Origin of the sequence: Serratia fonticola (genome assembly GCF_001006005.1) — a bacterium.
Taxonomy (GTDB): Bacteria; Pseudomonadota; Gammaproteobacteria; order Enterobacterales; family Enterobacteriaceae; genus Chania; species Chania fonticola.
This window is the reverse complement of sequence record NZ_CP011254.1, coordinates 4,902,299-4,926,922: the sequence shown is the minus strand read 5'-3', so window position 1 is coordinate 4,926,922 and position 24,624 is coordinate 4,902,299. Positions and strand designations below refer to the sequence as shown.

General features: G+C 54.5%; 20 protein-coding genes. 12 read left to right on the top strand and 8 right to left on the bottom strand.

The window, feature by feature from the left end:
* Positions 1-117: 117 nt before the first annotated feature.
* The gene (gene ycjG / locus WN53_RS21800; protein ID WP_024486020.1) at positions 118-1,089 is read left to right on the top strand and encodes an L-Ala-D/L-Glu epimerase; all 972 of its coding nucleotides are present in this window, start codon (positions 118-120) and stop codon (positions 1,087-1,089) included.
* Here the strand turns inward: ycjG and mpaA are convergent.
* The gene (mpaA, locus tag WN53_RS21795) at positions 1,086-1,793 is read right to left on the bottom strand and encodes a murein tripeptide amidase MpaA (protein WP_024486021.1); all 708 of its coding nucleotides are present in this window, start codon (positions 1,791-1,793) and stop codon (positions 1,086-1,088) included. The two genes, ycjG and mpaA, sit on opposite strands and share 4 nt — an antisense overlap.
* A 148-nt stretch (positions 1,794-1,941) precedes the next feature.
* On the opposite strand from mpaA, the gene WN53_RS21790 reads away from it, so the two are divergent.
* The 3 genes from WN53_RS21790 to zntB all read left to right on the top strand — a co-directional run bounded on the left by WN53_RS21790 (position 1,942) and on the right by zntB (position 5,212).
* Positions 1,942-2,292: a hypothetical protein gene (locus tag WN53_RS21790; protein WP_024486022.1), complete on the top strand. Its 351-nt coding sequence runs from the start codon at positions 1,942-1,944 to the stop codon at positions 2,290-2,292.
* Positions 2,293-2,452: 160 nt separating this feature from the next.
* On the top strand, positions 2,453-4,087 hold the full coding sequence (locus WN53_RS21785; RefSeq protein WP_021806536.1) for a peptide ABC transporter substrate-binding protein: 1,635 nt from the start codon (positions 2,453-2,455) through the stop codon (positions 4,085-4,087).
* Between the two features lie 141 nt (positions 4,088-4,228).
* Positions 4,229-5,212 carry a zinc transporter ZntB gene (gene zntB / locus WN53_RS21780; protein WP_024486024.1) on the top strand — a complete coding sequence of 328 codons (984 nt, stop codon included), beginning with the start codon at positions 4,229-4,231 and terminating at the stop codon, positions 5,210-5,212.
* A 328-nt stretch (positions 5,213-5,540) separates the two neighbouring features.
* On the opposite strand, the gene WN53_RS21775 is transcribed toward zntB, so the two are convergent.
* Positions 5,541-5,939 (bottom strand): VOC family protein, encoded by a 399-nt coding sequence (locus tag WN53_RS21775; protein ID WP_024486025.1) that lies wholly within the window; start codon positions 5,937-5,939, stop codon positions 5,541-5,543.
* A 140-nt stretch (positions 5,940-6,079) separates the two neighbouring features.
* Positions 6,080-7,021, bottom strand: coding sequence for a tRNA 2-thiocytidine(32) synthetase TtcA (gene ttcA / locus WN53_RS21770; RefSeq protein WP_024486026.1), 942 nt, complete (start codon positions 7,019-7,021; stop codon positions 6,080-6,082).
* 148 nt (positions 7,022-7,169) lie between these two features.
* Here ttcA and WN53_RS21765 point away from each other — a divergent pair, with 148 nt between their 5' ends.
* Positions 7,170-7,745, top strand: coding sequence for a hypothetical protein (locus WN53_RS21765; protein WP_024486027.1), 576 nt, complete (start codon positions 7,170-7,172; stop codon positions 7,743-7,745).
* A gap of 94 nt (positions 7,746-7,839) precedes the next feature.
* Here the strand turns inward: WN53_RS21765 and nifJ are convergent, their stop codons facing one another.
* Positions 7,840-11,373, bottom strand: a complete 3,534-nt coding sequence (gene nifJ / locus WN53_RS21760) for a pyruvate:ferredoxin (flavodoxin) oxidoreductase (protein ID WP_046808278.1) — start codon at positions 11,371-11,373, stop codon at positions 7,840-7,842.
* Between the two features lie 250 nt (positions 11,374-11,623).
* Here nifJ and WN53_RS21755 point away from each other — a divergent pair, with 250 nt between their 5' ends.
* Together WN53_RS21755 and WN53_RS21750 are read left to right on the top strand one after the other, a co-directional pair.
* Positions 11,624-11,956, top strand: coding sequence for an SMR family transporter (locus tag WN53_RS21755; protein WP_021806525.1), 333 nt, complete (start codon positions 11,624-11,626; stop codon positions 11,954-11,956).
* 252 nt (positions 11,957-12,208) lie between these two features.
* The gene (locus WN53_RS21750; RefSeq protein WP_024486552.1) at positions 12,209-12,466 is read left to right on the top strand and encodes a putative hemolysin; all 258 of its coding nucleotides are present in this window, start codon (positions 12,209-12,211) and stop codon (positions 12,464-12,466) included.
* A 110-nt stretch (positions 12,467-12,576) separates the two neighbouring features.
* Here WN53_RS21750 and hslJ read toward each other — a convergent pair whose 3' ends face one another.
* Positions 12,577-13,008, bottom strand: coding sequence for a heat shock protein HslJ (hslJ, locus tag WN53_RS21745; RefSeq protein WP_024486551.1), 432 nt, complete (start codon positions 13,006-13,008; stop codon positions 12,577-12,579).
* Positions 13,009-13,094: 86 nt separating this feature from the next.
* A complete protein-coding gene (locus tag WN53_RS21740; protein ID WP_024486550.1) occupies positions 13,095-14,087 on the bottom strand; it encodes a 2-hydroxyacid dehydrogenase in 993 nt (330 codons plus the stop codon).
* Positions 14,088-14,354: 267 nt separating this feature from the next.
* On the opposite strand from WN53_RS21740, the gene WN53_RS21735 reads away from it, so the two are divergent.
* From WN53_RS21735 to WN53_RS21725, 3 genes are read left to right on the top strand one after another with little or no spacing between them, the layout of a single operon-like run.
* Complete coding sequence (locus WN53_RS21735; protein ID WP_024486549.1) at positions 14,355-16,967, top strand: YdbH family protein; 2,613 nt, start codon at positions 14,355-14,357, stop codon at positions 16,965-16,967.
* Positions 16,964-17,161 (top strand): YnbE family lipoprotein, encoded by a 198-nt coding sequence (locus WN53_RS21730; protein ID WP_024486548.1) that lies wholly within the window; start codon positions 16,964-16,966, stop codon positions 17,159-17,161. Before WN53_RS21735 ends, WN53_RS21730 begins: the two co-directional genes overlap by 4 nt.
* Before the next feature lie 8 nt (positions 17,162-17,169).
* Complete coding sequence (locus WN53_RS21725; protein WP_024486547.1) at positions 17,170-17,493, top strand: YdbL family probable chaperone protein; 324 nt, start codon at positions 17,170-17,172, stop codon at positions 17,491-17,493.
* 118 nt (positions 17,494-17,611) lie between these two features.
* On the opposite strand, the gene azoR is transcribed toward WN53_RS21725, so the two are convergent.
* On the bottom strand, positions 17,612-18,217 hold the full coding sequence (gene azoR / locus WN53_RS21720) for an FMN-dependent NADH-azoreductase (RefSeq protein WP_024486546.1): 606 nt from the start codon (positions 18,215-18,217) through the stop codon (positions 17,612-17,614).
* Between the two features lie 313 nt (positions 18,218-18,530).
* On the opposite strand from azoR, the gene hrpA reads away from it, so the two are divergent.
* Entirely contained in the window at positions 18,531-22,418 is a 3,888-nt protein-coding gene (hrpA, locus tag WN53_RS21715; RefSeq protein WP_071845660.1) for an ATP-dependent RNA helicase HrpA, read from the top strand.
* Here the strand turns inward: hrpA and WN53_RS21710 are convergent.
* Positions 22,403-23,539, bottom strand: coding sequence for an MFS transporter (locus WN53_RS21710; RefSeq protein WP_024486538.1), 1,137 nt, complete (start codon positions 23,537-23,539; stop codon positions 22,403-22,405). The two genes, hrpA and WN53_RS21710, sit on opposite strands and share 16 nt — an antisense overlap.
* A gap of 94 nt (positions 23,540-23,633) precedes the next feature.
* Here WN53_RS21710 and WN53_RS21705 point away from each other — a divergent pair, with 94 nt between their 5' ends.
* Positions 23,634-24,422, top strand: a complete 789-nt coding sequence (locus WN53_RS21705) for an AraC family transcriptional regulator (RefSeq protein WP_024486537.1) — start codon at positions 23,634-23,636, stop codon at positions 24,420-24,422.
* Positions 24,423-24,624: the final 202 nt, after the last annotated feature.

The following is a 24,624-nucleotide window of genomic DNA, read 5'->3' as shown; positions in this document are numbered from 1 at the left end:
ACCGGGTTCACAATCTCGAAGCAGTTTAAGGCAACAATCGCACCTTGGATAGATAAAGTTTATAAACTGCAGGTATAGTGGACTGACTTTATATGCTTTTTTCGCTCGGGAGCCGTTATGAGAAGCATGCGTTTTTACCCTGAAGCCTGGCCATTGCACACCGCCTTTGTGATCGCACGCGGTAGCCGGACCGAAGCCAAAGTCGTGGTGGTAGAGATTGAACAGCAGGGTATGCGCGGTGTCGGTGAATGCACCCCTTATCCGCGCTATGGCGAGAGCGAAACCTCAGTGATGGAGCAGTTGGCCGAAGTGTCCACGGCCATCGCGCAAGGGGTGACCCGGCAGGAGTTGCAACACCTGATGCCCGCGGGGGCGGCTCGTAACGCGGTCGATTCGGCACTGTGGGATTTGGAATGCCGCCTTGCTGGCAAAGATCTGTGGCAATTGAGCGGCGTTACCGCACCGGAACGGGTAGTGATGGCGCAAACGCTCAGCATCGGCTCGCCGGAAGCGATGGCGTTTGCCGCTAAAGAGCTGGAACAACAGGGCGCGACGCTGCTGAAAATCAAGCTCGACGATCACCTGATCAGCGAAAGGCTGGTGGCGATCCGCACGGCGGTGCCGCAGATGACGTTGATCGTTGATGCCAATGAATCCTGGCAGGCGGAAGGCTTGGCATCGCGTTGCCAACTGCTGGCGGATTTAGGCGTGGCGATGCTGGAGCAACCTTTACCGGCCAGCGACGACAGCGCCCTGGAAAACTTCATCCATCCATTACCGATTTGCGCCGACGAGAGTTGCCACACCAGCGGCGATCTGCCTCGGTTGGCGGGGCGCTATCAGATGGTCAACATTAAATTGGATAAAACGGGTGGGCTGACAGAAGGGTTACAGCTTGCCGCACAGGCACGCGCGCAGGGCTTCGAAATCATGCTCGGCTGTATGCTCTGCACTTCAAGAGCCATAACTGCGGCGTTGCCGTTGGTGCCTGGCGCCCGTTTTGTGGATCTCGATGGCCCAACCTGGCTGGCAAAAGACGTAGTGCCAGGTTTGGCCTTTGAGTGCGGAGCTATTGAGCTTTCACGCTAGTCAGCGTAGGTCAGCAACTCGACCATGGCGGCAAGGTAGTTTTCACTGGCGGCGTCGGCTGAGATCGGCGGGAACTCGGCGGTGATGCAGGGCAAGGACAAGTCTGCACACCAACTGCCGAATGAACCCGGCGTTTCATAGCCGACGCTGGTCACCAGCGGCAGGGCAAACTTATGCGCCAGCCAAACCCCCAGCGCGGAGCTTTCCGGATCTTCTATACAGGCCAATGGCTCATGGAAGGAAACCACCCAGCGTGGCTTCAGGCGATGGATCAAATGGCACAATCCCTGGGTTTCCGGTTCGGAACCGGGCCTTCCGCCGGTAGAGAGCCGCACGTCACGAGCCTCCGCTGCACTGTTCCAACGGTACACCGTATCGCCTGAGCGCCAGTTGGCCGCCGGGAAATTGCGGTTGAGATCGACGCCGTTGGCATTGGAGCGCAACCCAAGCTGGCAACCATCCGGATTGACCGCCAGGATCACATGATGGCGCAGTTGGGCGGGGGCGATACTGCGTAATGCGCAGGATAACGTCACCACCGCGGCAGTTTCGTCACCGTGGGTGCCTGCAATCACCAGCCCGGTTTCCGGGCCACTTTTGGCCGCCGGGAAATACAGCAGCGGGGCGCCTAACATCGATTTACCGTAAGTTTCACCTGCAACTGCCAGCTGGCCACGCTCACTGCGCGGTCTGTGTTGGGTCATGGGGTTTCCCTTTAAGCCAAAGTCAGAAATAATTGCGATGTTATTGAGTGTATTACGCTTTCGCTCATCTTTCCCAGTCTGTTAAGCGAATAAAGTGATGTCTATTGTTATACTATCGGCAGAGTGCTAACGACAAAGAGGATTTATCATGCCAGTTGCCAGAATAGTCGCGCGTTACAGCGAAAACGAAAAAGACACCATCACCCTACTGTGCGGCGTGGATGCAGAAAACCAGATTCGCCAGGGTGAGTGGTTTGGCGTAGTGAAAAATGACGATGGGCGTGGGGACGAATCCAACTATCCGTTCACCCTGCACGTGGATCATCAGAAAGGGGAGTTCTTCCTCGACTATGGTTTTGACGACGCCGAATCACGCCAGTTGCAAAAGACCGATATCCAGCTCAACCCGCTGGTAGAGAAAGGCTATTTCACCATCTTCGATGAAGAAGAAGGGGAAGAGTTCAGCTATAAGATCGCCAGTATTCATCTTTACGACTGATCCTGCCTAAGCAAACAGCCCGCATTGCCGATAATGGCTGCGGGCTTTTTTTTGGATCAAACATCCACTTTTTACATTCTTGTTACGCGTGGCTATAGGTGGCGGGCATCTTTGTGCTATATGATAAAAAATTCATGGGGTTAACTGGGGCATATCTAACATGACGAGAAGAAAAATTCTGGCGAGTTTTCGTTTAACGCTTTGCGCGGTCACCATCAGCGCGGGTATTAGTGGTGCTATGGCAGCTCAGGTTCCCCCAGGTACCGCTCTGGCGGAGAAACAGGAGATCGTGCGGCACATCAAAGATGAGCCGGCGTCGCTCGATCCGATTAAAGCCGTGGGCCTGCCAGAAGCGCAGGTGGCACGCGATCTGTTTGAAGGGCTGGTGAATCAGGACGCGCATGGCAAAGTGATCCCCGGTGTCGCCACGCGCTGGCAGACCTCGGATAACCAGACCTATATCTTCACGCTACGCAAAGATGCCCGCTGGTCCAACGGTGACCCTGTCACGGCGAAAGACTTCGTTTATAGCTGGCAACGGCTGGTCGATCCGAAAAGCCTGTCGCCGTTTGCCTGGTTTGCTCAGCTTGCCGGGATCCAGAATGCCGAAGAAATTATCGCCGGTAAGCTGCCCATCGATAAGCTTGGCGTTGTGGCGGTGGATGACCACACGTTAAAAGTACAACTGAACAAACCGGTGCCCTATTTTGTCAGCCTGACGGCGAATTTCAGCCTGTTCCCGGTTCCTAAAGCCGTGGTTGAGCAATACGGCAATGACTGGACCAAAGTGGGCAATCTGGTAGGCAACGGCGCATTCAAACTGCAAGAGCGAGTGGTTAACGAGAAACTGGTACTGGTGCCGAACAACCATTATTGGGATCATAAACACACGGTGTTGACCAAGGTGACCTTTGTACCGATCAACCAGGAATCTAACGCCACCAAGCGTTATCAGGCTGGTGATATCGATATTACCGAATCCTTCCCGAAAAACATGTATCAGAAGCTGTTGAAGGATATCCCAGACCAGGTCTACACACCGGACCAACTCGGCACTTATTACTACGCGTTCAATACCCAGCGTGCGCCAACTAATGATGTTCGGGTGCGTAAAGCCTTGTCTTACGCTATCGATCGCAAGATCATTGCCGAAAAAGTGCTGGGCACCGGTGAGAAACCAGCCTACCACTTCACGCCGGATGTCACTGCGGGCTTTAAGCCGGAAACCAGCCTGCTGCAGCAACAGTCCCAGGAAGAGTTGAACGAGCAAGCCAAGGCGTTGATGCAGGCAGCGGGTTATGGTCCGAACCATCCCCTGAAATTGACCCTGCTGTATAACACCTCAGAGAGCCACCAAAAGATTGCCATTGCCGTGGCGTCAATGTGGAAGCAAACCTTGGGCGTTGACGTTAAACTGCAAAATCAGGAGTGGAAAACCTATATCGACAGCCGTAACACCGGCAATTTCGACGTGGTTCGCGCCTCCTGGGTGGGGGATTACAACGAGGCCTCGACCTTCCTGTCGCTGCTGACCTCTTCACACAGCGGGAATATCGCCAAATTTAACAGCCCGCAATACGACCGCCTGTTGGCCGATGCCAGTCGCGAGACTAATCCAACGGCGTTAACCGCCGACTATAACAAGGCCGAGCAGATGATTGCGGCCGAGGCCCCGATCGCCCCGATCTATCAATATACCAACGGGCGTCTGATCAAACCTTGGGTGAAGGGCTACCCAATCACTAACCCAGAAGATGTCGCCTACAGCCAGGAAATGTATATTCTGAAACATTGATGTTCAGAGTCCTGACGCCTGCCCAAGCCCTCGCCAACACGGGGGCTTTTTACTTTCAGATCCCGTTACGGCGTTGCCACTTTGATCCCTAAGGCAATAACGCTAGACTCTGTATCAACGGCAAAATAATGAGGGTTTTGAATGGATGTCATTGAGGGGCGCGAACTGCAGGTGCCCGACGCGGTCTATGCCTATCAACTCGACGGCAAGGGTGGCACCACGCCAATTGAGGATGACGATAAGATCACCAGCGAGGAGCCATGCTGGCTGCATCTGGACTATGCCCATCCGGCCAGCGCCGAGTGGATTGCCAACACGCCGCTGCTGCCAGATCTGGTAAGACAAGCGCTGGCAGGGGAAAGCACCCGGCCACGCGTCACCCGATTGGGCGACGGCACGCTGATCACGCTACGCGGCATCAATTTCAATACGGACTCACGGCCCGATCAACTGGTGACGTTCCGCGTCTATATCACTGATAAGATGATTATCTCCACCCGCCATCGTAAGGTCTACTCGATCGATGAAGTGGTTAATGAATTACGCAATGGCCAGGGGCCGATTAATAGCGGTAACTGGCTGGTAGAAATCGCTGATGCGCTGACCGACCACACCAGTGAATTCATCGAAGATCTGCACGACAAGATCATCGATCTGGAAGATGCGTTATTGGAACAGCAAACCCCTGAGCGTGGGCAGTTGGCGCTAATCCGCAAACAGTTGATTGTATTACGCCGCTACATGGCCCCGCAGCGCGATGTATTTTCGCGTTTGGCCAGCGAACGACTGCCGTGGATGAATGACGATGAACGCCGACGCATGCAGGACATTGCCGATCGCCTGGGGCGCGGATTAGATGACCTGGATGGCAGCATTGCCCGCACGGCGATCCTGTCCGATGAGATCACTACCGTGATGGCTGATGCCATGAACCGCCGTACTTACACCATGTCGCTGATGGCGATGGTCTTCCTGCCAACCACTTTCTTGACCGGGCTGTTCGGGGTCAACCTGGGGGGGATCCCAGGCAGCGGCAGCCCACTGGCGTTTGCCTCTTTCTGCTTCATGTTGGTGGCATTGGTCGGGGGGGTTGCCTGGTGGCTGAGACGGAGCCGCTGGCTATAGCGACAAATAGTGGCGAAAACGCGAGTAAAGTTGAGCAGTATCAACATTTGCCTACGCGAACTACGGCATTCTTGCTCATGCAGGTGAATGCAACGTCAAGCGATGGGCGTTGCGCTCCATAATTGTTTTATTTACTTATTTTTAGAATTATTGCATAGCACATTTAATTCAATACGATGCCGGTTTAATCACCGGCATTTTTTTATGCTTTTTTCCCTTAGGCGAATCTCAAACAACCGGCTCACTCCGTAGGGGCGCTGCATGCTGCGCCCAGTTAGCGACATGCCGTCCAAGATCGCCCCATTAACAACACGCCGCCTCGATTAGGCTAAGCCGCGCTTTCGTCCCAGAAGCTGGCCTCTATCTTGTGGCCATCCAGATCGCGGACGAAACAGCCGTAATAGGCGGCACCGTAATGTGGCCGTGAGCCCGGTGCACCGTCTCCTTGCGCCCCAGCGGCGACCGCCTGCTGATAAAACTCATCAACCTGCTGCTTGCTGGTGGCGAAGAAGCCAACATGCACACCGTTTGCGATGCCTGCGGGTTTGCCGTCTATCGGTAGTTGCAACCAAAATTCGGGATAGTCACGACCATAGCCGATAGCGCCAGGGTGTTCCAGCACGCGTCGGCAGCCTAACGCACCGAGAACCTGGTCGTAAAACTGTGCGGCGGCATCGAAATTGTTGGTTCCCAGCGAGACGTGGGAAAGGCAGGGGGTGATATTCATCGTTGGTCTCCTTTGACTGTATAAATAAACAGTATAAGGTAAAAACCGCACTGTCAGGCACTTTATGCGTGAATTGTGAACAGGATCTAAAATTAAGCGGGGAAAAAACCTCCGCCTGCGGGCACAGGCGGAGAGAGGGACTATTTGATTTCCAGCACGTTCAGGCGTTCAAACGCGGGTGAGCCGTTGTCATCCGAGTCTTCCGGCTGCCAACCCACCGGTTGCAGTGGAATATCTTCACGGTCAAACGCCAAATCGCCACCATCGACCACTTCGCTGCCGTGGTGAATGCCTTTGAAGTCAAACAGTTCGGTATCGCACAGATGTGAAGGCACCACGTTCTGCATGGCGCTGAACATGGTTTCGATGCGGCCTGGGTAGCGTTTGTCCCAGTCGCGCAGCATATCGCCAATCACCTGGCGTTGCAGGTTTGGCTGTGAGCCACACAGGTTGCACGGGATAATCGGGAATTCTTTCGCTACCGAGAAACGCTCGATGTCTTTCTCGCGGCAATAGGCCAGCGGGCGGATCACCACGTGTTTACCATCGTCGCTCATCAACTTGGGTGGCATACCTTTCAGCTTGCCGCCGTAGAACATGTTGAGGAACAGCGTTTGCAGGATATCGTCACGGTGGTGGCCAAGGGCAATCTTGGTGGCACCCAGCTCGGTGGCGGTACGGTAAAGGATACCGCGGCGCAGGCGTGAGCACAGGGAGCAGGTGGTTTTGCCTTCCGGGATCTTATCCTTCACGATGCTGTAGGTGTTTTCTTCAACGATCTTATATTCCACCCCCAGGCTTTCCAGATAGGCTGGCAGGATGTGCTCGGGGAAGCCGGGCTGTTTCTGATCGAGATTCACCGCGACCAGTGAGAAGTTCACCGGAGCGCTTTTTTGCAGATTGCGCAGGATCTCCAGCATGGTGTAGCTGTCTTTCCCGCCGGACAGGCAAACCATGATGCGATCGCCTTCCTCAATCATGTTGTAGGCGGCGATAGCTTCACCCACGTTGCGGCGCAGGCGTTTTTGCAGTTTGTTGAGGTTGTACTGCTCTTTTTGGCTAATTGTTTGATTTTCTGACATTTAAATCGTGCTCGTTCTCATTTGGGTGCGCTACGGCGGTATGACACTTTTAGCGGGCAAGTTTAGCATTCTCTGGGAGGATTTGGTCATTATTCGTTTGAGCTATGGTAATGTCAGGTCAAGGTTCATAGCCATTCAAGGATAGACTGTGGTTGGCAATGCAACAGATTTAAAGGATCTCCTCGCAAAGACGAGACCTGATTTTACCATTCAAAACTTACGTGACTTCACTGACTGGGCTGAACAGAGGGTATTGGCTGGTGATCCTTCTAGCAATTTGCTGATATTGGCTTCGCTAGGGCTGGACAAGGATTTAGTCAGGGAAGAGGTACAAACTTATTTTGCAGCATACCTCAAAGATATCGGTAAGCCCTATCCAGATAGTTTGGAGGCCACGGTCTACTATTTTCGACGATGCTTTAAGATTTTGGCCTGGTCTGAGGATGAAAACGTCGTTTGGGGCACGTTAATCGACACGTTCGATCGCTGGTATGAATTTGATAGCGCAATGTTAAGTCGAGTTGTTAACTATTGGAATGGAGTCCGAAGCGATTTCGTTGATTGCTTTGATGAGGAGTATGGTTATTTACATGTTATGTTCCCAAGACACTTTGACATTCCACGTCAAAAACAGTGTGATTACATAAGAGAAACCGCAAAGCGCTTTTTCTGGCTCTTAGAGTGTGAATATACTTGCTCACTGATATTAAAAAACAGCTCGTAAGTGTTCAGGTGGCCACGATCATTTGGCTGGGCGCAGCATGCAGTACATAGTGAACCAGAGCAAAAAAGGGCGCGAAACCGCGCCCTCAACAGAGTTACTCCGAAGCTGCCTTCTCTGACTTTCCAGCCAGCAAGCTAAGGAAATCGTATTTCTCTTTCAGCTCTTTTTCTGCTGCTTCATACAACGCGGCGGCAACCTCAGGCTGCTGCGTATTAAGGCGGCGGAAACGCTGTTCCTTGTTCAAGGTCGCCGTCAGCTCACTGTTCGGTGGCCGGGAGTCCAGCGCCAACGCGGCTTTGCCTTCCGCAGTACGACGCGGATCGAAGCGATACAGCGGCCAGAAGCCGGTCGCGGTTAGCTGCCGCATCTGGTCGTGGCTGAGCGCCAGATCGTAACCGTGTTCCTCACAAGGGCTGTAGGCGATGATCAGGGAAGGGCCAGGGTAGGCTTCTGCCTCCTGAATCGCTTTCACCGTCTGGTTAAGCTGCGCGCCCAACGAGATCTGCGCAACATACACATGGCCGTACATCATCATGCTGACGCCAAGATCTTTACGGGCCTTGCGTTTGCCGTGCTCACCAAACTTGGTCACGGCCCCTAGCGGAGTGGCCTTGGATTGCTGCCCGCCGGTATTGGAGTAGCACTGCGTATCCAGCACCAGCACGTTGACGTTTTCCGTCAGGCTCAGCACATGATCCAGACCGCCGAAGCCGATATCGTAGGCCCAGCCGTCACCGCCGATCAGCCAGATAGACTTATCTACCAGATAGTCGGCATCGGTAGCTAGCTGACGGGCGTCGTTACCTGCCACGTTAGCCAACAGGCTACGTAATTCGGCGATCTGCTGGCGGCGCGGGCCGGTGGCGATCTCTTCTGCCTGCAATGAGGCTACCAACTGGGCAGGTAATTGCGGTGCCAACGTGTCGAGCAGACGCAATACGCGGCGGCGGTGCTGATCCACCGTCAGGCGGAAGCCCAGACCAAATTCGGCATTATCCTCAAACAGCGAGTTTGCCCAGGCTGGTCCACGGCCGTCGGCGTTGGTGGTGTAAGGCGTGGTGGGTAGGTTACCGCCATAGATCGAAGAACAGCCGGTGGCGTTGGCGATCAGCAACCGGTCTCCATACAGCTGGGTCAGCAGCTTGATATACGGCGTTTCGCCACAGCCGGAACAGGCACCCGAATATTCAAACAGCGGAGAGATCAGCTGCGAGGTGCGGATATCGATGCGTTCCAACTGCGAAGCGTCGATCTCTGGTAATTGCAGGAAGAAGTCGTAATGGGCCTTTTCCTCTGCCAGATGATCGAGGCGGGATGCCATATTGATCGCCTTGATTTCCGGGTTCTGGCGATCTTTCGCCGGGCAAACCTCTACGCACAGGTTACAGCCGGTACAGTCCTCTGGGGCGACCTGCAATACGTATTTCTGGCCGCGCATATCACGGGATTTTACATCCAGCGATTGCAGCGTGGCAGGGGCGTACTCCATGGCTTCTGGCGGAACCACCTTGGCACGAATGGCTGAATGCGGACAGGCGGCGACGCAGTGGTTGCACTGAGTACACAGGTCCGGCTGCCAGATCGGTACTTCCTCGGCGATATTGCGTTTTTCCCATTGGGTGGTGCCCACAGGCCAGGTGCCGTCCGGTGGGAATGCAGAAACCGGCAGGGTATCGCCCAGCCCGGCCAGCATCACGGCGGTAACGGTTTTGACAAAATACGGTGCGGCGTCGGAAACCACCGGTGGACGTATCGGGCTGTTGCTGTCGAGTGGGCGCAGCGGGATTTCCGTCAGCTCACTCAACGTGGCACCCAAGGCCTGCCAGTTACGTTCGACCACCTCTTGGCCCTTGTTGCTGTAGCTGCGGGCAATTGCTCCCTGTAGCTCCTGCAACGCCACTTCACCCGGCAGGATCTTGGTCAGATGGAAGAAGGCCATCTGCATCACGGTATTGATACGGGCACCCAAATGACATTCGCGCGCCAGCTTGGCCGCGTTGATGATATACAGTTTTGCCTGGCGCTGATGTAGGATCGCCTGGACCTCCTGCGGCAGGCGTGACCAGACTTCATCCGCGCTATAAGGGGTGTTGAGCAGGAAAATGCCGCCAGGTTTTAGCCGCTCCACCATTTGATACTTGTCGATAAACTGCCACTGGTGGCAACCGACAAAGTCGGCGCGGTCGATAAGGTACGCCGAATTGATCGGCTTATCGCTAACCCGCAGGTGTGACACAGTCAGGCCGCCGGCCTTTTTCGAGTCGTAGACAAAGTAGCCTTGAGCAAACATCGGCGTGCTGTTACCGATGATTTTGATGTTGTTCTTGGTGGCAGAGACTGAACCATCGCTGCCCAAACCGTAAAATAATGCCTCCAGCGAAGCCCGCTGAGGTAGGGTTTCTTCGTGGAGCGGTAGTGAAAGACCGGTAATATCGTCGAAAATACCCACGGTAAAGCGTGGGCGGGGCTTATCCAGCATCAACTCGCGGAAAATGGCCAGCGCACAGTCCGGGCCAAACTCCTTGGAAGACAGCCCATAGCGCCCGCCAATCACCATCGGCATGCTGGTGCGTTCGCCACGGCTAAAGCCTTCTGCCAGCGCGGTCATCACATCCAGGTATAAAGGCTCGGCCAGAGCACCCGGCTCTTTGGTGCGGTCAAGCACCGCAATTTTTTGTGCGCTTTCCGGCAGTACGGCGAGCAGATGTTTGGCGGAGAAGGGACGATAAAGTCGGACTTTAAGGACGCCCACTTTTTCACCGCGCGTCAGCAGGTGGTCGATCGCTTCTTCACAGGTGCCGATAGCGGACCCCATCAGGATCACCACGCGTTCGGCCTGCGGGTGGCCGTAATACTCAAATGGCTGATAGCTGCGGCCGGTGATGGCAGCAAACTTGTCCATCGCCTGCTGCACATGCTGGTAAGTATTGTCGTACCACGGATTGGTCGCTTCCCGCGATTGGAAGTAGGTATCCGGGTTGGCTGACGTACCGCGTATGACGGGATGATCCGGTGAGAGAGCCCGGCTACGGTGGGCGTCGATGGCGTCCTGCGGCATCATCTGCTGTAGCGTTTCGTCGCTCAGCGGGGCGATCTTGTTGATTTCATGCGAGGTGCGGAAACCATCGAAGAAATGAATGAACGGCAGGCGGCTGTTTAGCGTGGCCGTCTGGGCGATCAACGCGAAATCCTGCGCTTCTTGCACGTTGCTGGCGCACAGCATGGCGCAACCGGTCTGGCGTACGGCCATCACGTCGGAGTGATCGCCAAAGATGGATAATGCATGGGTTGCGACGGTGCGAGCGGCAACGTGGAGGACGAATGGCGTCAGCTCCCCGGCCAGCTTATACAGCGAAGGGATCATCAACAACAATCCCTGGGACGAGGTGAAGGAGGTGGAAAGCGCGCCGGTTTGCAACGCGCCGTGCACGGTAGCAATAGCTCCGCCTTCGGACTGCATCTCCACCACGTTGGGTACGTCGCCCCAAATGTTTTTCCTGCCGTCACTGGACCAGGCAGCGGTTTGTTCCGCCATGGTCGAACTCGGGGTAATTGGGTAAATGGCAATCACTTCACTGGTGCGATAAGCCACGGAAGCGACAGCGTTATTACCATCTGTAGTAATCATCTGCAGTACCTTTCTGTGCTCACAAAGCTGCAAAAGTCAGCTTCTTATAATCATCAGTAAAGTCTAACAGAGGGGGTTATTTGTGCTTTATCGCATTTGTGTGACGCACAAAATCCGGATGTAAGGTGATATTTCGTTAAAAAATAATTACTATTTGCAGCGTAATGGTAAAGCGTTGCCGCGATGTAACGCTAATTTAATCTCCGCGTTTCATATTGATGTGACGCGAAACAGAAAGAAGAAGTTGAAAATGACCGCATTTATCTATTTAGCTATGGCGATTATCGCCGAAGTGATCGCCACCACCTTGCTGAAAGCCTCTGAAGGGTTTACCCGCTTGTGGCCATCGGTGTTTGTCGTGTTGGGTTACGCGGTAGCATTTTGGGGGCTTTCGATGGTGGTAAAAACCATGCCGCTGGGGATTGTCTATGCCATCTGGTCCGGATTGGGGATCGTGCTGGTGTCTATTGCCGCGGTGTTTATTTACCAGCAGAAGCTGGATTTGCCTGCGGTGGTTGGTATGGGGCTGATTATTGCCGGGGTGCTGGTGATCAATCTGCTCTCCAAGTCGGCAGGGCACTGATCGGGAGCTAAAATGCTTTCAGGTCAAAAAAAAGCCAAATTAATGGCTAATCATATTTCTATTATTAAGCTAACAAGCTAGATTACTAAAGTTGTCTTTCCGGTTGCCGCTTGTTGATGAGATGAATAGGCGGCAACTTGAAGCTCAACGGGTGGACATCAAAGATAACCAAACGGGCCCATCGTTCCAGTGGCTCGGGTTATCAGCAATGGCAAAATTACACAGCATCGTTTCGGTTCAGGGGTACGAATAATGATCTCAGCAAAATGGCTGCTTGCCGGCGCCATACTCTCTTTGGCTGCCTGCAGCAGTAATAACAACCAAGAACCACAGCAGATCGCCACCAGTGCCAATATTGGTGCGATACCTACCAGCGAAAGCTGTGCCAGCGTGGGCGGAGTAACCACCATTGCTCATTCGCTCAACGGCGATACGCTCAGAATGTGTCAGATGCCGAACGGCAAACAGTGCGAAGAGTCGGCGCTGGGCGGTGGAGCCTGTGCCCGGTAAGGCCATTTTATCCCGGACGTAAGGTTGCTACAGGTTGGCAACCATTGTTACCTACATCACCGTACCAGCTCCCTCTCCCTGTGGGAGAGGGTTGGGGTGAGGGGGGATAATTAGTTAACCCAGTCTTTCAGGGTATACACCAGTTGGTGATCGCTGCCGCTCAGGGTCAGCTGTTGGCCATTGAGTGAGACTTTTGCACCGTTAGCCAGCAGCGTCCCGATGGTTTGATCCCATTGGTTACGTTGTGGATCCGCGCACATCATGCGGGTAGTGGCGAGGTTTTTCACCGTTAGCACGCCGTTCTCTAACTGGCCCTGGCCGAAGAAACGGTTGCACATAGACCCGGAAATATTCATTTTCTCGCCGAACTCAATGCTCGGGCCGCTGCCTTGTTTCGCCTCAACCGCCACACCATCCACGCTTTGCAACACAAAGTTATGATGCAGCAAATCGCTTTCTACTACGGTTTGTTGTTTGGTTTGCGCGGAACCACAACCAGCCAATAGCGCACAGGCCATTGCTAAAGGGATCAGTTTTTTCATTATTGTTTCCAGAAGATAAACGGGCGCAGCATGTGCGCCCCTACAAAAGGTTGAGAGAGTTAGGGACGTAAAGTACGCCCAAAGCATCAGGCATTAAGCTGATTGGGGCAGGCTTCACCCCGTGCAAGCTGTTCAATATTTTTCAACGTGGTTTGCGAGATACTGGTCAACGCCTCTTCCGTCAGGAACGCCTGGTGGCCGGTAAACAACACGTTATGGCAGGCGGACAGGCGGCGGAAAACGTCGTCCTGGATCACATCGTTGGATTTGTCTTCAAAGAACAGGTCGCGTTCGTTCTCGTATACGTCCATCCCCAGCGCACCAATCTTTTGCTGTTTGAGGGCATCGATGGCGGCGGAGGAGTCGATCAAGGCACCGCGGCTGGTGTTAATCACCATCACGCCGTCCTTCATCATGGAAAACGCGTCCGCATTCAGCAGGTGATGGTTTTCCGGCGTTAACGGACAGTGCAGGGTGATCACGTCCGCCTGGGCATACAGCGTTTTAAGATCGACATATTCGGCACCCAGTTCTAACGCCTGCGCGCTTGGGTAGGGGTCGTAGGCCAAGAGCTTCATGCCAAAGCCTTTCAGAATACGCATGGTGGCTACGCCGATCTTACCGGTGCCAATCACCCCGGCGGTGCGGTTATGCATATTGAAGCCGATCAGTCCTTCCAGCGAGAAGTTGGCATCGCGGGTGCGCTGATAAGCACGATGAATGCGGCGGTTCAGGCACATCATCATGCCCACGGCGTGTTCGGCTACGGCTTCAGGTGAATAAGCCGGAACGCGCACCACCTTGATACCCAGCTCTTTCGCCGCATCCAGATCGACGTTATTGAACCCGGCACAACGCAGGGCGAGGATCTCGACCCCAAGCGCAGCCAGCTCTTCCAGCACTTCCCGGCTACCGTCGTCATTGACGAAGATGCACACGGCCTTACAGCCGATGGCCGTTTTGGCGGTTTTCTTGCTTAGCAGAAAGTCGAAAAACTCCAGCTCATAACCAAACTGCTGATTTACCAATTCAAGATACTTACGGTCATACTGTTTGGTGCTGTAAATCGCCATTTTCATCGTGGTTTCTCCCGCGTGATTATGTGATCAAATTAACATATTTTGCCAAATACGACAATGGTTTAGCACCCTGTGGCGGCGCAGGTCTTTTAGGGTTTTATGCAGATAATCAGTGTATTAGCCATTTTCTATATTCACTGGGTAAATATCAAAATTGCGAAACCTGCTCTATAAATGATGAGATGGGTTCACCTTCACCTGCCAGGGGATCCGTGTCATCATTGCACCTGGCTAATCGATGTTTATCAGGAACTAAACCTGCGCTTAATGACCAAGAGATTAAAAGTATTCGTAGCGATCGTGGCGGGCATCATCCTGTTGATCATCGCGCTGTGGCAAACCCTACCTCGTTGGTTGCCGCGTGCGATAGCGCCTTGGTTACCGCAGGGTAGCCAGCTGGTTTTGCAAGGGCCCTTGCGTTGGCAGCAGGGGGCTTTGCATCTTGATGGGCTGAAGTTCAGCGCCCAAGACTGCGCCATCGCCAATGTCAGTGAACTGCAACTCGCCTACCAAATGGGAAGTTGGCATTTAAAGGGTGAACGAGCGGACGTAGATACCGCCTGCCTGTCAAAATTGCCCGCCTCCGAGGGGGACAGCACGCCATTGGCGCTAGACCAACTGCAAGCGATGCTGCCGCCGTTTGACCTGAACATCAATCTTCTCACGCTTACCCCATGGCAAGCCTATGCCGGTAAACTGCAGCTGTCGTCTGTGGCCACTGGCCAACGGCTGCATTATCAAGGCAAGAACGTCACCGCCGAGGCGCAGTTGGATGAACATCAGCAACTGACGTTAAGCAAGCTTAGCATCACGCCACCCAACAGCACGGTTCCTGTGCAACTGACAGGCAAAGTCACCATACCGCTGGATATGGACAGTTTACCAACCCAAGGGGCGTTGCAAGGTGAAATACAAACTGCCTATCTGGAAAAACCCTTGTTGCTGGATTTGCATTGGCAACAGCAGCAGGGGGTGTTGACCCTGACGGAAAAGGGCAGCGACCAACCGTTGGCTACGCTCCCCTGGGCATTAACGCCAAAACAGATCAGCATCGAAAAAGGGGAATGGCGCTGGCCTTACCTGGAGCAACCGCTCAGTGGTGGATTGAATGTGGCGTTGCATGACTGGAGCCGGGGGTTTGACGAAACCCAAATTACCGCACGTTTGAACGTGATCACCGCCGGGCACAACGGCAAGGGCAACGCGGTGCTGACGTTGGGGCCGGGTAGCCTGAGCCTGACCAACAGCGATCTGGGATTCCAGCTTACCGGGCAGGCAAACCTGGCCAATCTCTCGCTTACGGCGTCAATCCCCGGCATTATCAGCGGCTCGATCCTTAACCCAACGCTGGTGCTACAGCCGGGATCATTACTGCGCGCCTGGGGCAGCCCGGCACCGGATATGAAGCTGGAAGAGGCTCGGCTGCCGCTGGCTGGGGTAAAAGTCACCGCTCTTGGGATCACTGGCCGTTTGCAGGCGATTATCAGCGCCAGCGAAAGTTACTGGGGGCGCTTCAAGCTGCATCTGGACGGTCAGGCACAAGATTTCTGGCCAGACCATGGTCAGTGGCAATGGCGTTCTTGGGGTAACGGCAAGTTACCACCGCTACAAGCTGCATGGGATGTCGCAGGCAGTGGGCGTTGGCAGGACACCAGCATCACCCTGGATCGTCTTTCTACCGGTTTTGATCGGTTGAAATACGGCATGGTCACGGTCGCGACGCCGCGCATGACGCTAAGCCAGCCGATCCAGTGGCAGCGGGATGTCAAAGCACCGAGCCTTACCGGCGGTGTGCAACTGGTGGCTGACAAAACCAGTTTTGGTGCAGGCAGTTATTTGCCAGCTTCGGTGCTGGATTTGCAGTTGCAAGGTACGGGGCCAGACAGTTTTCAATGGCAAGGCGCGTTGCAGGCCGAGCAGATTGGGCCAATCAAGTTGCGTGGCCGCTGGGATGGCGAGCGTCTGCGCGGGGAAGGCTGGTGGCCAAAACAGTCGTTAACGGTATTCCAACCGCTGATTTCACCCGATCTGAACATCAAACTGCGCGCGGGTGAGTTCTATGCACAGTCGGCATTCTCGGCGGCACGAGTGCAGGGGTTTGAAGCTGGTGGCCACTGGGTGGTACGCAACGGTGGCATGTGGCTGCAAGACGGCGAATTGAGCGGGCTGGATTTTGTCTTGCCCTATCGGTTTAAGAACCACCTGTGGCAGCTTGGGGCCAAAAGGCCGATCATGCTGCGCATCAAATCCATCAAGACGCTGTTTGAGATGCAGAATATTACCGCCGATCTGCAAGGCACCTATCCGTACAGCGAGGCGTATCCGTTGACGTTGAGCAATATCGGTGTAGATATGCTCAACGGTCATATCAGCCTTTCGGCATTACGTATGCCGCAGCATGATGCGGCGGTGCTCAAACTGGATCAAATCGACCTCAGCGCGCTGTTTACCGCGCTCAAGCCAAAGCAGTTCGCCATGTCTGGCCGCATCAACGGTGAGTTACCTCTGTTCCTCAACCACCCCAAATGGCTGGTGAAAAATGGCTGGATCGCCAATGCGGGGGTCATGACGTTGCGGCTGGATAAAGATATGGCCGATGCCATTGGCAGCAATAACCTGGCCACCGGTGCTGCCATCGACTGGCTACGCTACATGGAGATCAACCGCTCAAAGGCGCGGGTCGATCTCGATAACCTGGGCGAACTGACGCTAAAGGCGCATATCGATGGCGTAAATCCGCAGAAAAATGCCAAGCGTGAGGTTATCCTTAACTATAGCCATCAGGAAAACGTGTTTCAGCTGTGGCGCAGCCTGCGCTTTGGCGACAATTTACAAGAGTGGCTGGAGCAGGCGCTCTCTAAACCCGAGGAACAACAATGAAGAACGCGACAGGGCCATTGCTGGCAGCCGTGTTGGGCGCATCCTTGCTGAGCGGTTGTGTACCGCGCATTGAGGTGGCGACGCCTAAAGATCCCATCACCATCAATATGAACGTCAAAATTGAGCATGAGATCCATATCAAAGTGGATAAGGACGTTGAGAACCTGCTGAAAGACCAAAGCGGTCTGTTCTAGGAGCCAGCATGAAAAAGCATTATCTGTGGTTGATTGCCGCCGGTTGGTTATTCAGCGGGATGGCTCAGGCGTTGACGCTGGATGAGGCCAAGCAGCAGGGGCGGGTGGGCGAAACGCTCAGTGGTTATATCGCTCCGGTGAAGCAGGACGCGGAGACTCAGGCGTTGGTGAAAAAAATCAATGCCGGGCGCGCCGAGAAATATCAGCAGGTGGCCGCCAGCAATCATATCGCCATCGATGAAGTCGCGCGGATGGCCGGGCAGAAGCTGGTGACACGAGCGCCAGCAGGGGAATATGTCCGTGGCATTAACGGTCAGTGGTTGCAGAAATAAAAAAGCGCGCCTTAGGCGCGCAACGGAATTTAAACGACTTATTGTTCTGAGGGTAAAACGGATTTTGCAGGTGTGTTTCACTTCCCAGAGCGCAATCTTTGCGCCCTGGTATCGCTATTTAAGCGGCGATCACTTCGGCCAGTAACGCTTTGGCATCGGCCTGGGCTTTGGTCGCAACGTCTGGACCGTAGGCAATCCCTTCGGCAAAGACGAACTCAACCTCGGTAATACCGATAAAGCCCAGGAACAGACGCAGGTAAGGTTCTACCAGGTCGGTTGGGGTGCCTTTATGGATGCCGCCACGGCTGGTCAGAATGATGGCGCGTTTGTTTTTCACCAAGCCTTCCGGGCCGTTCTCGGTGTAACGGAAGGTGACGCCGGCACGGGCAATCAGGTCAAAATAATTCTTCAACTGAGTTGGGATGTTGAAGTTGTACATCGGCGCGGCGATAACGATAGTATCGTTGGCTTGCAGCTCGGCAATCAGTTCGTCTGACAGGGCCAGTGCTTCTTTCTGGCGTGGGGTCAGCGGGGCATCTGAAGGGCGCATTGCGCCAACCAGTTCGCCATCCAGCACAGGGATCGGTTGTGCAGCCAGGTCACGTACGGTGATGGTATCGTTGCTGTGAGTATTGGCCCACTGCTCAACGAAGAAATCAGCCAGTTGGTTAGATTGAGAATAAGTTGCCAGGATGCTGGATTTTAGAACCAATACTTTGCTCATCGAAAATTCCTTTCATGTTGACTGTGACATCAGGGCTGGTTGCCCGTTGCATGAGGTACACTCTATTCACATTGTTCCAACAGGGATAGCGGAATATTTCGAGATCTACGTTCGATTTTATTGAACAAGAAAATCCAGGCTAAACGGATGGATTATGGGGAGAAATGCCATTGTGGTATCCTGCTGCGCTAAGTCAAAAAATCGATAAACCTAATTTAATAAACGCAGTTATTGGCACCGACACGTCAGCTATAACATCAAACCTAGTCCCTGACGTTAACCAGTAGCTGCGAAGAAACAAGGAACACCGAACGTGAAATCTACGCTCGCGGCATTGTCATCCCAACTGGGTGACTTGATGCTCCGTGATCAGCAGCGCCTGCAACGCCGGTTGCAAGGTGCGCGCAAAGTCAAAAGCCCCGAAGCTCAACAGGCGGTTGCCACAGAAATAGCGGGTGATATCGAGCAAGCCTTGCAGAAGGTGCGCTCCCGCGCGGCCTCGTGCCCGAAAATCACTTACCCTGAAAGCCTGCCTGTCAGCCAGAAGAAGCAGGACATTCTTGCCGCCATCCGCGATCATCAAGTGGTGATCGTGGCGGGTGAAACCGGCTCCGGCAAGACCACGCAGCTACCGAAAATCTGCCTGGAGTTAGGGCGCGGCGTCAAAGGCCTGATTGGCCACACGCAACCGCGCCGCCTGGCTGCACGCACCGTTGCCAACCGCATTGCCGATGAGCTGGAAACCCCGCTGGGTGGCAGCGTCGGCTACAAGGTGCGCTTCAACGATCAGGTAGGTGAAAATACCCTGGTCAAACTGATGACCGACGGGATCTTGCTGGCCGAAATACAGCAGGATCGCCTGCTGATGCAGTACGACACCTTGATCATCGATGAGGCGCACGAGCGCAGTCTGAACATCGATTTCATCCTGGGTTACCTGCGGGAGCTGTTGCCAAAACGCCCGGATCTGAAGGTGATTATCACTTCGGCCACCATCGATCCGCAGCGCTTTTCTCGCCACTTCAACAATGCGCCGATCATTGAGGTTTCTGGCCGTACCTATCCCGTGGAGGTGCGTTATCGGCCGGTGGTAGACGACGCCGACGATACCGAACGCGATCAGCTTCAGGCCATCTTCGACGCGGTAGACGAATTGGGGCGTGAAGGGCCTGGCGATATCCTGATCTTTATGAGCGGTGAGCGTGAAATCCGTGACACCGCCGATGCGCTGACCAAGCTCAACCTGCCGCACACCGAGGTGCTGCCGCTGTATGCCCGCCTGTCCAACAGTGAACAGAATCGGGTGTTCCAGTCGCACCACGGCCGCCGCATCGTGCTGGCGACCAACGTGGCAGAAACCTCGCTGACCGTGCCGGGTATTAAATACGTTATCGACCCAGGTACGGCGCGTATCAGCCGCTACAGTTTCCGTACCAAAGTGCAGCGTTTGCCGATCGAACCGGTTTCGCAGGCTTCTGCTAACCAGCGTAAGGGCCGCTGTGGGCGTGTTTCGGACGGTATCTGTATCCGCCTGTTCTCGGAGCAGGATTTCCTGTCTCGCCCGGCGTTTACCGACCCGGAAATTCTGCGAACCAACCTGGCCTCGGTCATTTTGCAGATGACCTCGCTGGGATTGGGCGATATTGCCGCCTTCCCGTTTGTCGAAGCACCTGATAACCGCAATATTCAGGACGGCGTGCGCCTGTTGGAAGAGTTGGGGGCGATCAAAACTGCGGAAAACGGCCACTATCAACTGACCCCACAGGGCCGTCAGTTGGCGCAGTTGCCGATCGACCCACGCTTGGCGCGAATGGTGTTGGAAGCCCAGAAGAGTGGCAGCGTGCGTGAGATGATGATCATCACCTCGGCGTTGTCGATCCAGGATCCGCGTGAGCGGCCAATGGATAAGCAACAGGCCTCCGATGAAAAACACCGCCGCTTCGCCGACAAAGACTCCGATTTTATGGCGTTCGTCAACCTGTGGGATTACCTGAAAGAGCAGCAGAAGGAAAACTCTTCCAGCCAGTTCCGCCGCCTGTGCCGCAACGATTTCCTCAACTATCTGCGGGTACGTGAATGGCAGGATATCTACACCCAACTGCGCCAGGTAGTGAAAGAGCTGGGCCTGCCGGTCAACAGCGTGCCTTCGGATTATCGCAGCGTGCATACCGCGCTGCTGAGCGGCCTGCTTTCGCACATTGGCCAGAAGGATGCGGATAAGCAAGAGTTTACCGGTGCGCGCAACGCCCGTTTCTCCATCTTCCCTGGTTCCGGGCTGTTCAAGAAGCCGCCGAAATGGACGATGGTGGCAGAACTGGTGGAAACCAGCCGCCTGTGGGGCCGTATAGCCGCGCGTATCGAACCAGAATGGATTGAGCCGATGGCTCAGCACCTGGTCAAGCATCATTACAGCGAACCGCACTGGTCCAAATCCCAGGGCGCGGTGATGGCCAGCGAAAAGGTCACTCTGTTTGGGTTGCCGATCGTCGCAGCTCGCCCGGTGAATTACAGCACCATCGATCCGCTGCTGTGCCGTGAACTGTTTATCCGCCATGCGCTGGTGGAAGGTGACTGGCAAACGCGGCACCCGTTCTTCGCCGCCAACCTGAAGCTGCGTGCCGAAGTAGAAGAGCTGGAACACAAATCGCGCCGCCGCGACATTCTGGTGGATGACGAGACGCTGTTCAGTTTCTACGATCAGCGTATTCCGAGCGACGTGGTGTCCGGGCGTCATTTTGACCAGTGGTGGAAAACCGCCGGGAAGCAGAACGCTGAGCTGCTCAACTTCGAAAAAGAGATGTTGATCAAGGACGGAGCCAATAAGGTCAGCGCGCTGGATTATCCGAACTACTGGTATCAGGGCAACCTCAAGTTGCGTCTGACTTACCAGTTTGAGCCGGGTACCGACGCCGATGGCGTGACAGTGCACATCCCGTTACCGATCCTCAATCAGGTGGAAGAGGCCGGTTTTGAGTGGCAAATCCCCGGTATCCGCCGTGAACTGGTGATCGCGCTGATCAAATCGTTGCCTAAGCCGATGCGCCGCAATTTTGTGCCAGCACCGAACTACGCTGAAGCTTTCCTTGGCCGGGCAACGCCGTTGGAAATGCCGCTGCTGGATTCGCTGGAACGCGAGCTACGTCGCATGACCGGCGTGACGGTGTCACGTGAGGATTGGCAGTGGGATCAGGTGCCCGATCATCTGAAAATGACCTTCCGCGTGGTGGGTGAGAAACACAAAACCCTGCGCGAAGGCAAAGATCTGGCCGCGTTGCGGGCCCAGCTCAAAGATAAGGTGCAAGAGACGCTGTCGGCCGTGGCTGATGATGGCCTGGAACAGAGCAATCTGCATATCTGGAGCTTTGGCAAACTGCCTGAGTTTTATGAGCAGAAGCGTGGCGGTTACTCGGTCAAGGCTTACCCGGCGCTGGTGGACGAAAAAGACAGCGTAGCCATCCGCCTGTTTGACAGCGAACAGGAGCAGCAGCAGGCCATGTGGCAAGGTACGCGCCGTTTGTTGCTGTTGAACATCCCTTCGCCGATCAAATATCTGCATGAGAAGTTGCCGAACAAGGCCAAGCTTGGGCTGTATTTTAACCCGTATGGCAAGGTATTGGATCTGATCGACGACTGTATCTCCTGCGGCATCGACAAGCTGATTGCCGAACACGGCGGGCCGGTGTGGGCGGAAGAGAACTTTGCCCGGCTGCAAGAGTTGGTACGGGCCGAGCTGAATGAAACCGTGGTAGGCGTGGCCAAACAGGTGGAACAGATCCTGACGACGGTGTTCAATATCAACAAGCGCCTGAAAGGGCGCGTTGATATCTCGTTGGCGTTGGCGCTGTCCGACATCAAGGCCCAGCTTAATGGCCTGGTTTACCGTGGCTTTGTCACCAATAATGGTTGGAGCCGCCTGCCGGACACCTTGCGTTATCTGCAAGCGATTGAGCGCCGCCTGGAGAAACTGGCGATCGATCCGCACCGCGATCGCGCTCAGATGATCCGGGTGGAGCAGGTCCAACAGGCGTGGCAGCAGTGGCTGAACAAGCTGCCGCCAAAACGCCAGCAGGATGAAGAGGTGAAGGGGGTACGCTGGATGATCGAGGAGTTGCGCGTCAGCCTGTTCGCGCAGCAGTTGGGTACGCCTTACCCGATTTCTGAGAAGCGTATCTTGCAGACTATCGATCAGCTTTCTGCGTAACCTTTAAGCCTTGCTGAACAGGCGAGGCTTAACAAGCTACATCCCAGCAGCGTTAACGGCAGGTGCTGGCCCATGGCGGCCAGTGCCAGGCCGCCAGCGATCAGCAGATAATAGAGTAACCCCAATATCGCACCGGCAGCACCCAGCCGGTTGCGGTAATGCTTTAGCGCCTGGCTGAGAATATTGGGAATGGCCAAGCCAAAGGCCACGGTCACCATCATACAGGGCAGCAGGATCATCAGACTTGCCTGCCAATACCATGCAGCAACAGCGGCCAACAGGGCTAACAGACTGGCAATTTGGATCTGTCGGTAAGCGCATAATCCTTTTTGCAGAAGGTAGCGGTTTGCTGCTGCGCCGCACAGGCTGCCAAAGGCCAAAACAATCCCCGAATAACCAAACTGCTCGCTGGTCAGCCCCAAGGTCTCAAAAATAAACGGGGCCAGACTGAAGTAGCTGAACGCCATGATGTTAAAACTGGCAACCAGCAACGCCGAGCACCAGATTTGCCTATCGCGCAGCATCTCCTGCAAACAGGGGAGTAAAGCGATACCGGCGGTTTGCTGGCGGGTTTCTGGCAGCGCTCGCCAACACCAGATCAGCAGCAACAGCGCCAATCCTGCTTGCGCGGAGAAAATGGCCATGCGACCGCCCCAAAACACCAGCATTCCGCCGCTAAACATACCCAACACCGGGCTTATCGACAATGCCATGCCAATTATCGCAAACATCTTTCCTAACGCCTGCCCCTGATAGACATCGCGCAGCATGGTCTGCGTCACCACAGAACCAACGGCGGCACCAAAGGCGATAACGGCGCGTGAGACGATGAGCAACGTGAAAGAGCTGCTCAGCAACGCCAGCAAGGCTCCGGCCGTATACAGCACCAAACCGGCGAGCATGGCGGTTCTACGGCCATATTGGTCACTTATCATTCCCCAAAACGCCACGCCGAAAGCGAAGGCGAAAAAATAGACCGACAGGGTGTGGCTGGCCTGCGTGGCATCGATCTGGTAATCAAAGCGGATAGCGGTTAACGCCGGGCTGTAGAGCGTTTCCAGGATTTGTGGTGCCATGATCATCACGATGATCAGTGGCAGAGGTAGATTTTTGATGGACATGACATTCTCCCTAAAAAGTATCGCCAGTATAGGGAGATAGTGATTGTTCGATTACAATCATCAGGACAAAAAACAATGAAAATAGGACTGTGGCATGGCGCTGATTCTGCAACATCAGGTGTTTGATCCGGATAGTTACTCCGCTCCGGTGGTGGGAATTAGTGCCGAGCTGGCGGATCATGATTCTGGCGAACATCAGCATCAACGGGCCCAGATCCTCTATGCACCACGTGGCTGTATGACGGTGACATTAGCTGAACGCTGGCTGATCCTGCCGCCAACGCGCATTATCTGGATACCGAGCGGGGTGCGACACCGCGTGCAACTGCGTGGGCAGGTGGCTTACCGATCGCTCTATTTTGCGGATGCCGCGATGCTGGCAATGCCGCACAGTGCGGTGTTGGCCGCCAATCCGTTACTGGCAGCGGTGATAGAACGCATCGCACATTGGCCGTTTGACTATGCGCAGCAGAACCCACATGCGGAAGATTTATTACTAGTCTTGCGCAATGAACTGAGCGTGGCGGAGCAGGAAAATACCAGTTTGATGCTACCGAGCGATCCGCGAGTTGCGGCCTGGGTTGACGGTTTAAACGGCGTTGATCAACTACCCGGGCTGGTGGTATTGGCGAAGGCGATCAATCTGCATCCTAAAACGCTAACGCGAATTTTCCTGCGGGAAACCGGGCTGAGCTATCAGCAGTGGTGCCAGCAATGGCGTTTGATGCACGCCATTGAGTTACTGGCGCAATTGCCTTCCGTAAGTGCGGTTGCGCAGCGGCTGGCCTTCTCTAGCGACAGCGCGTTTATCGCCTTTTTCCGCCAGTATACCGGCACCACGCCAAAGCGGTTTATGGCGGGTGGGGAACGGGGTGTTGAGTAATTTTTGTTGTTTTGATTGATTGGCAATACCATTAAAGTGATTTAAATCACAATATTGTGATTATTATAAAATTAATTAAATGCAACTTGAATCACATTTTCAATATTGACAAATCTATAATTAAAAAATGTCCATCATTTTTTTGTGAACCAGATCTTCAATTGCAATGTATTTCACATTAAAAGTGATTTCAATCACAAAA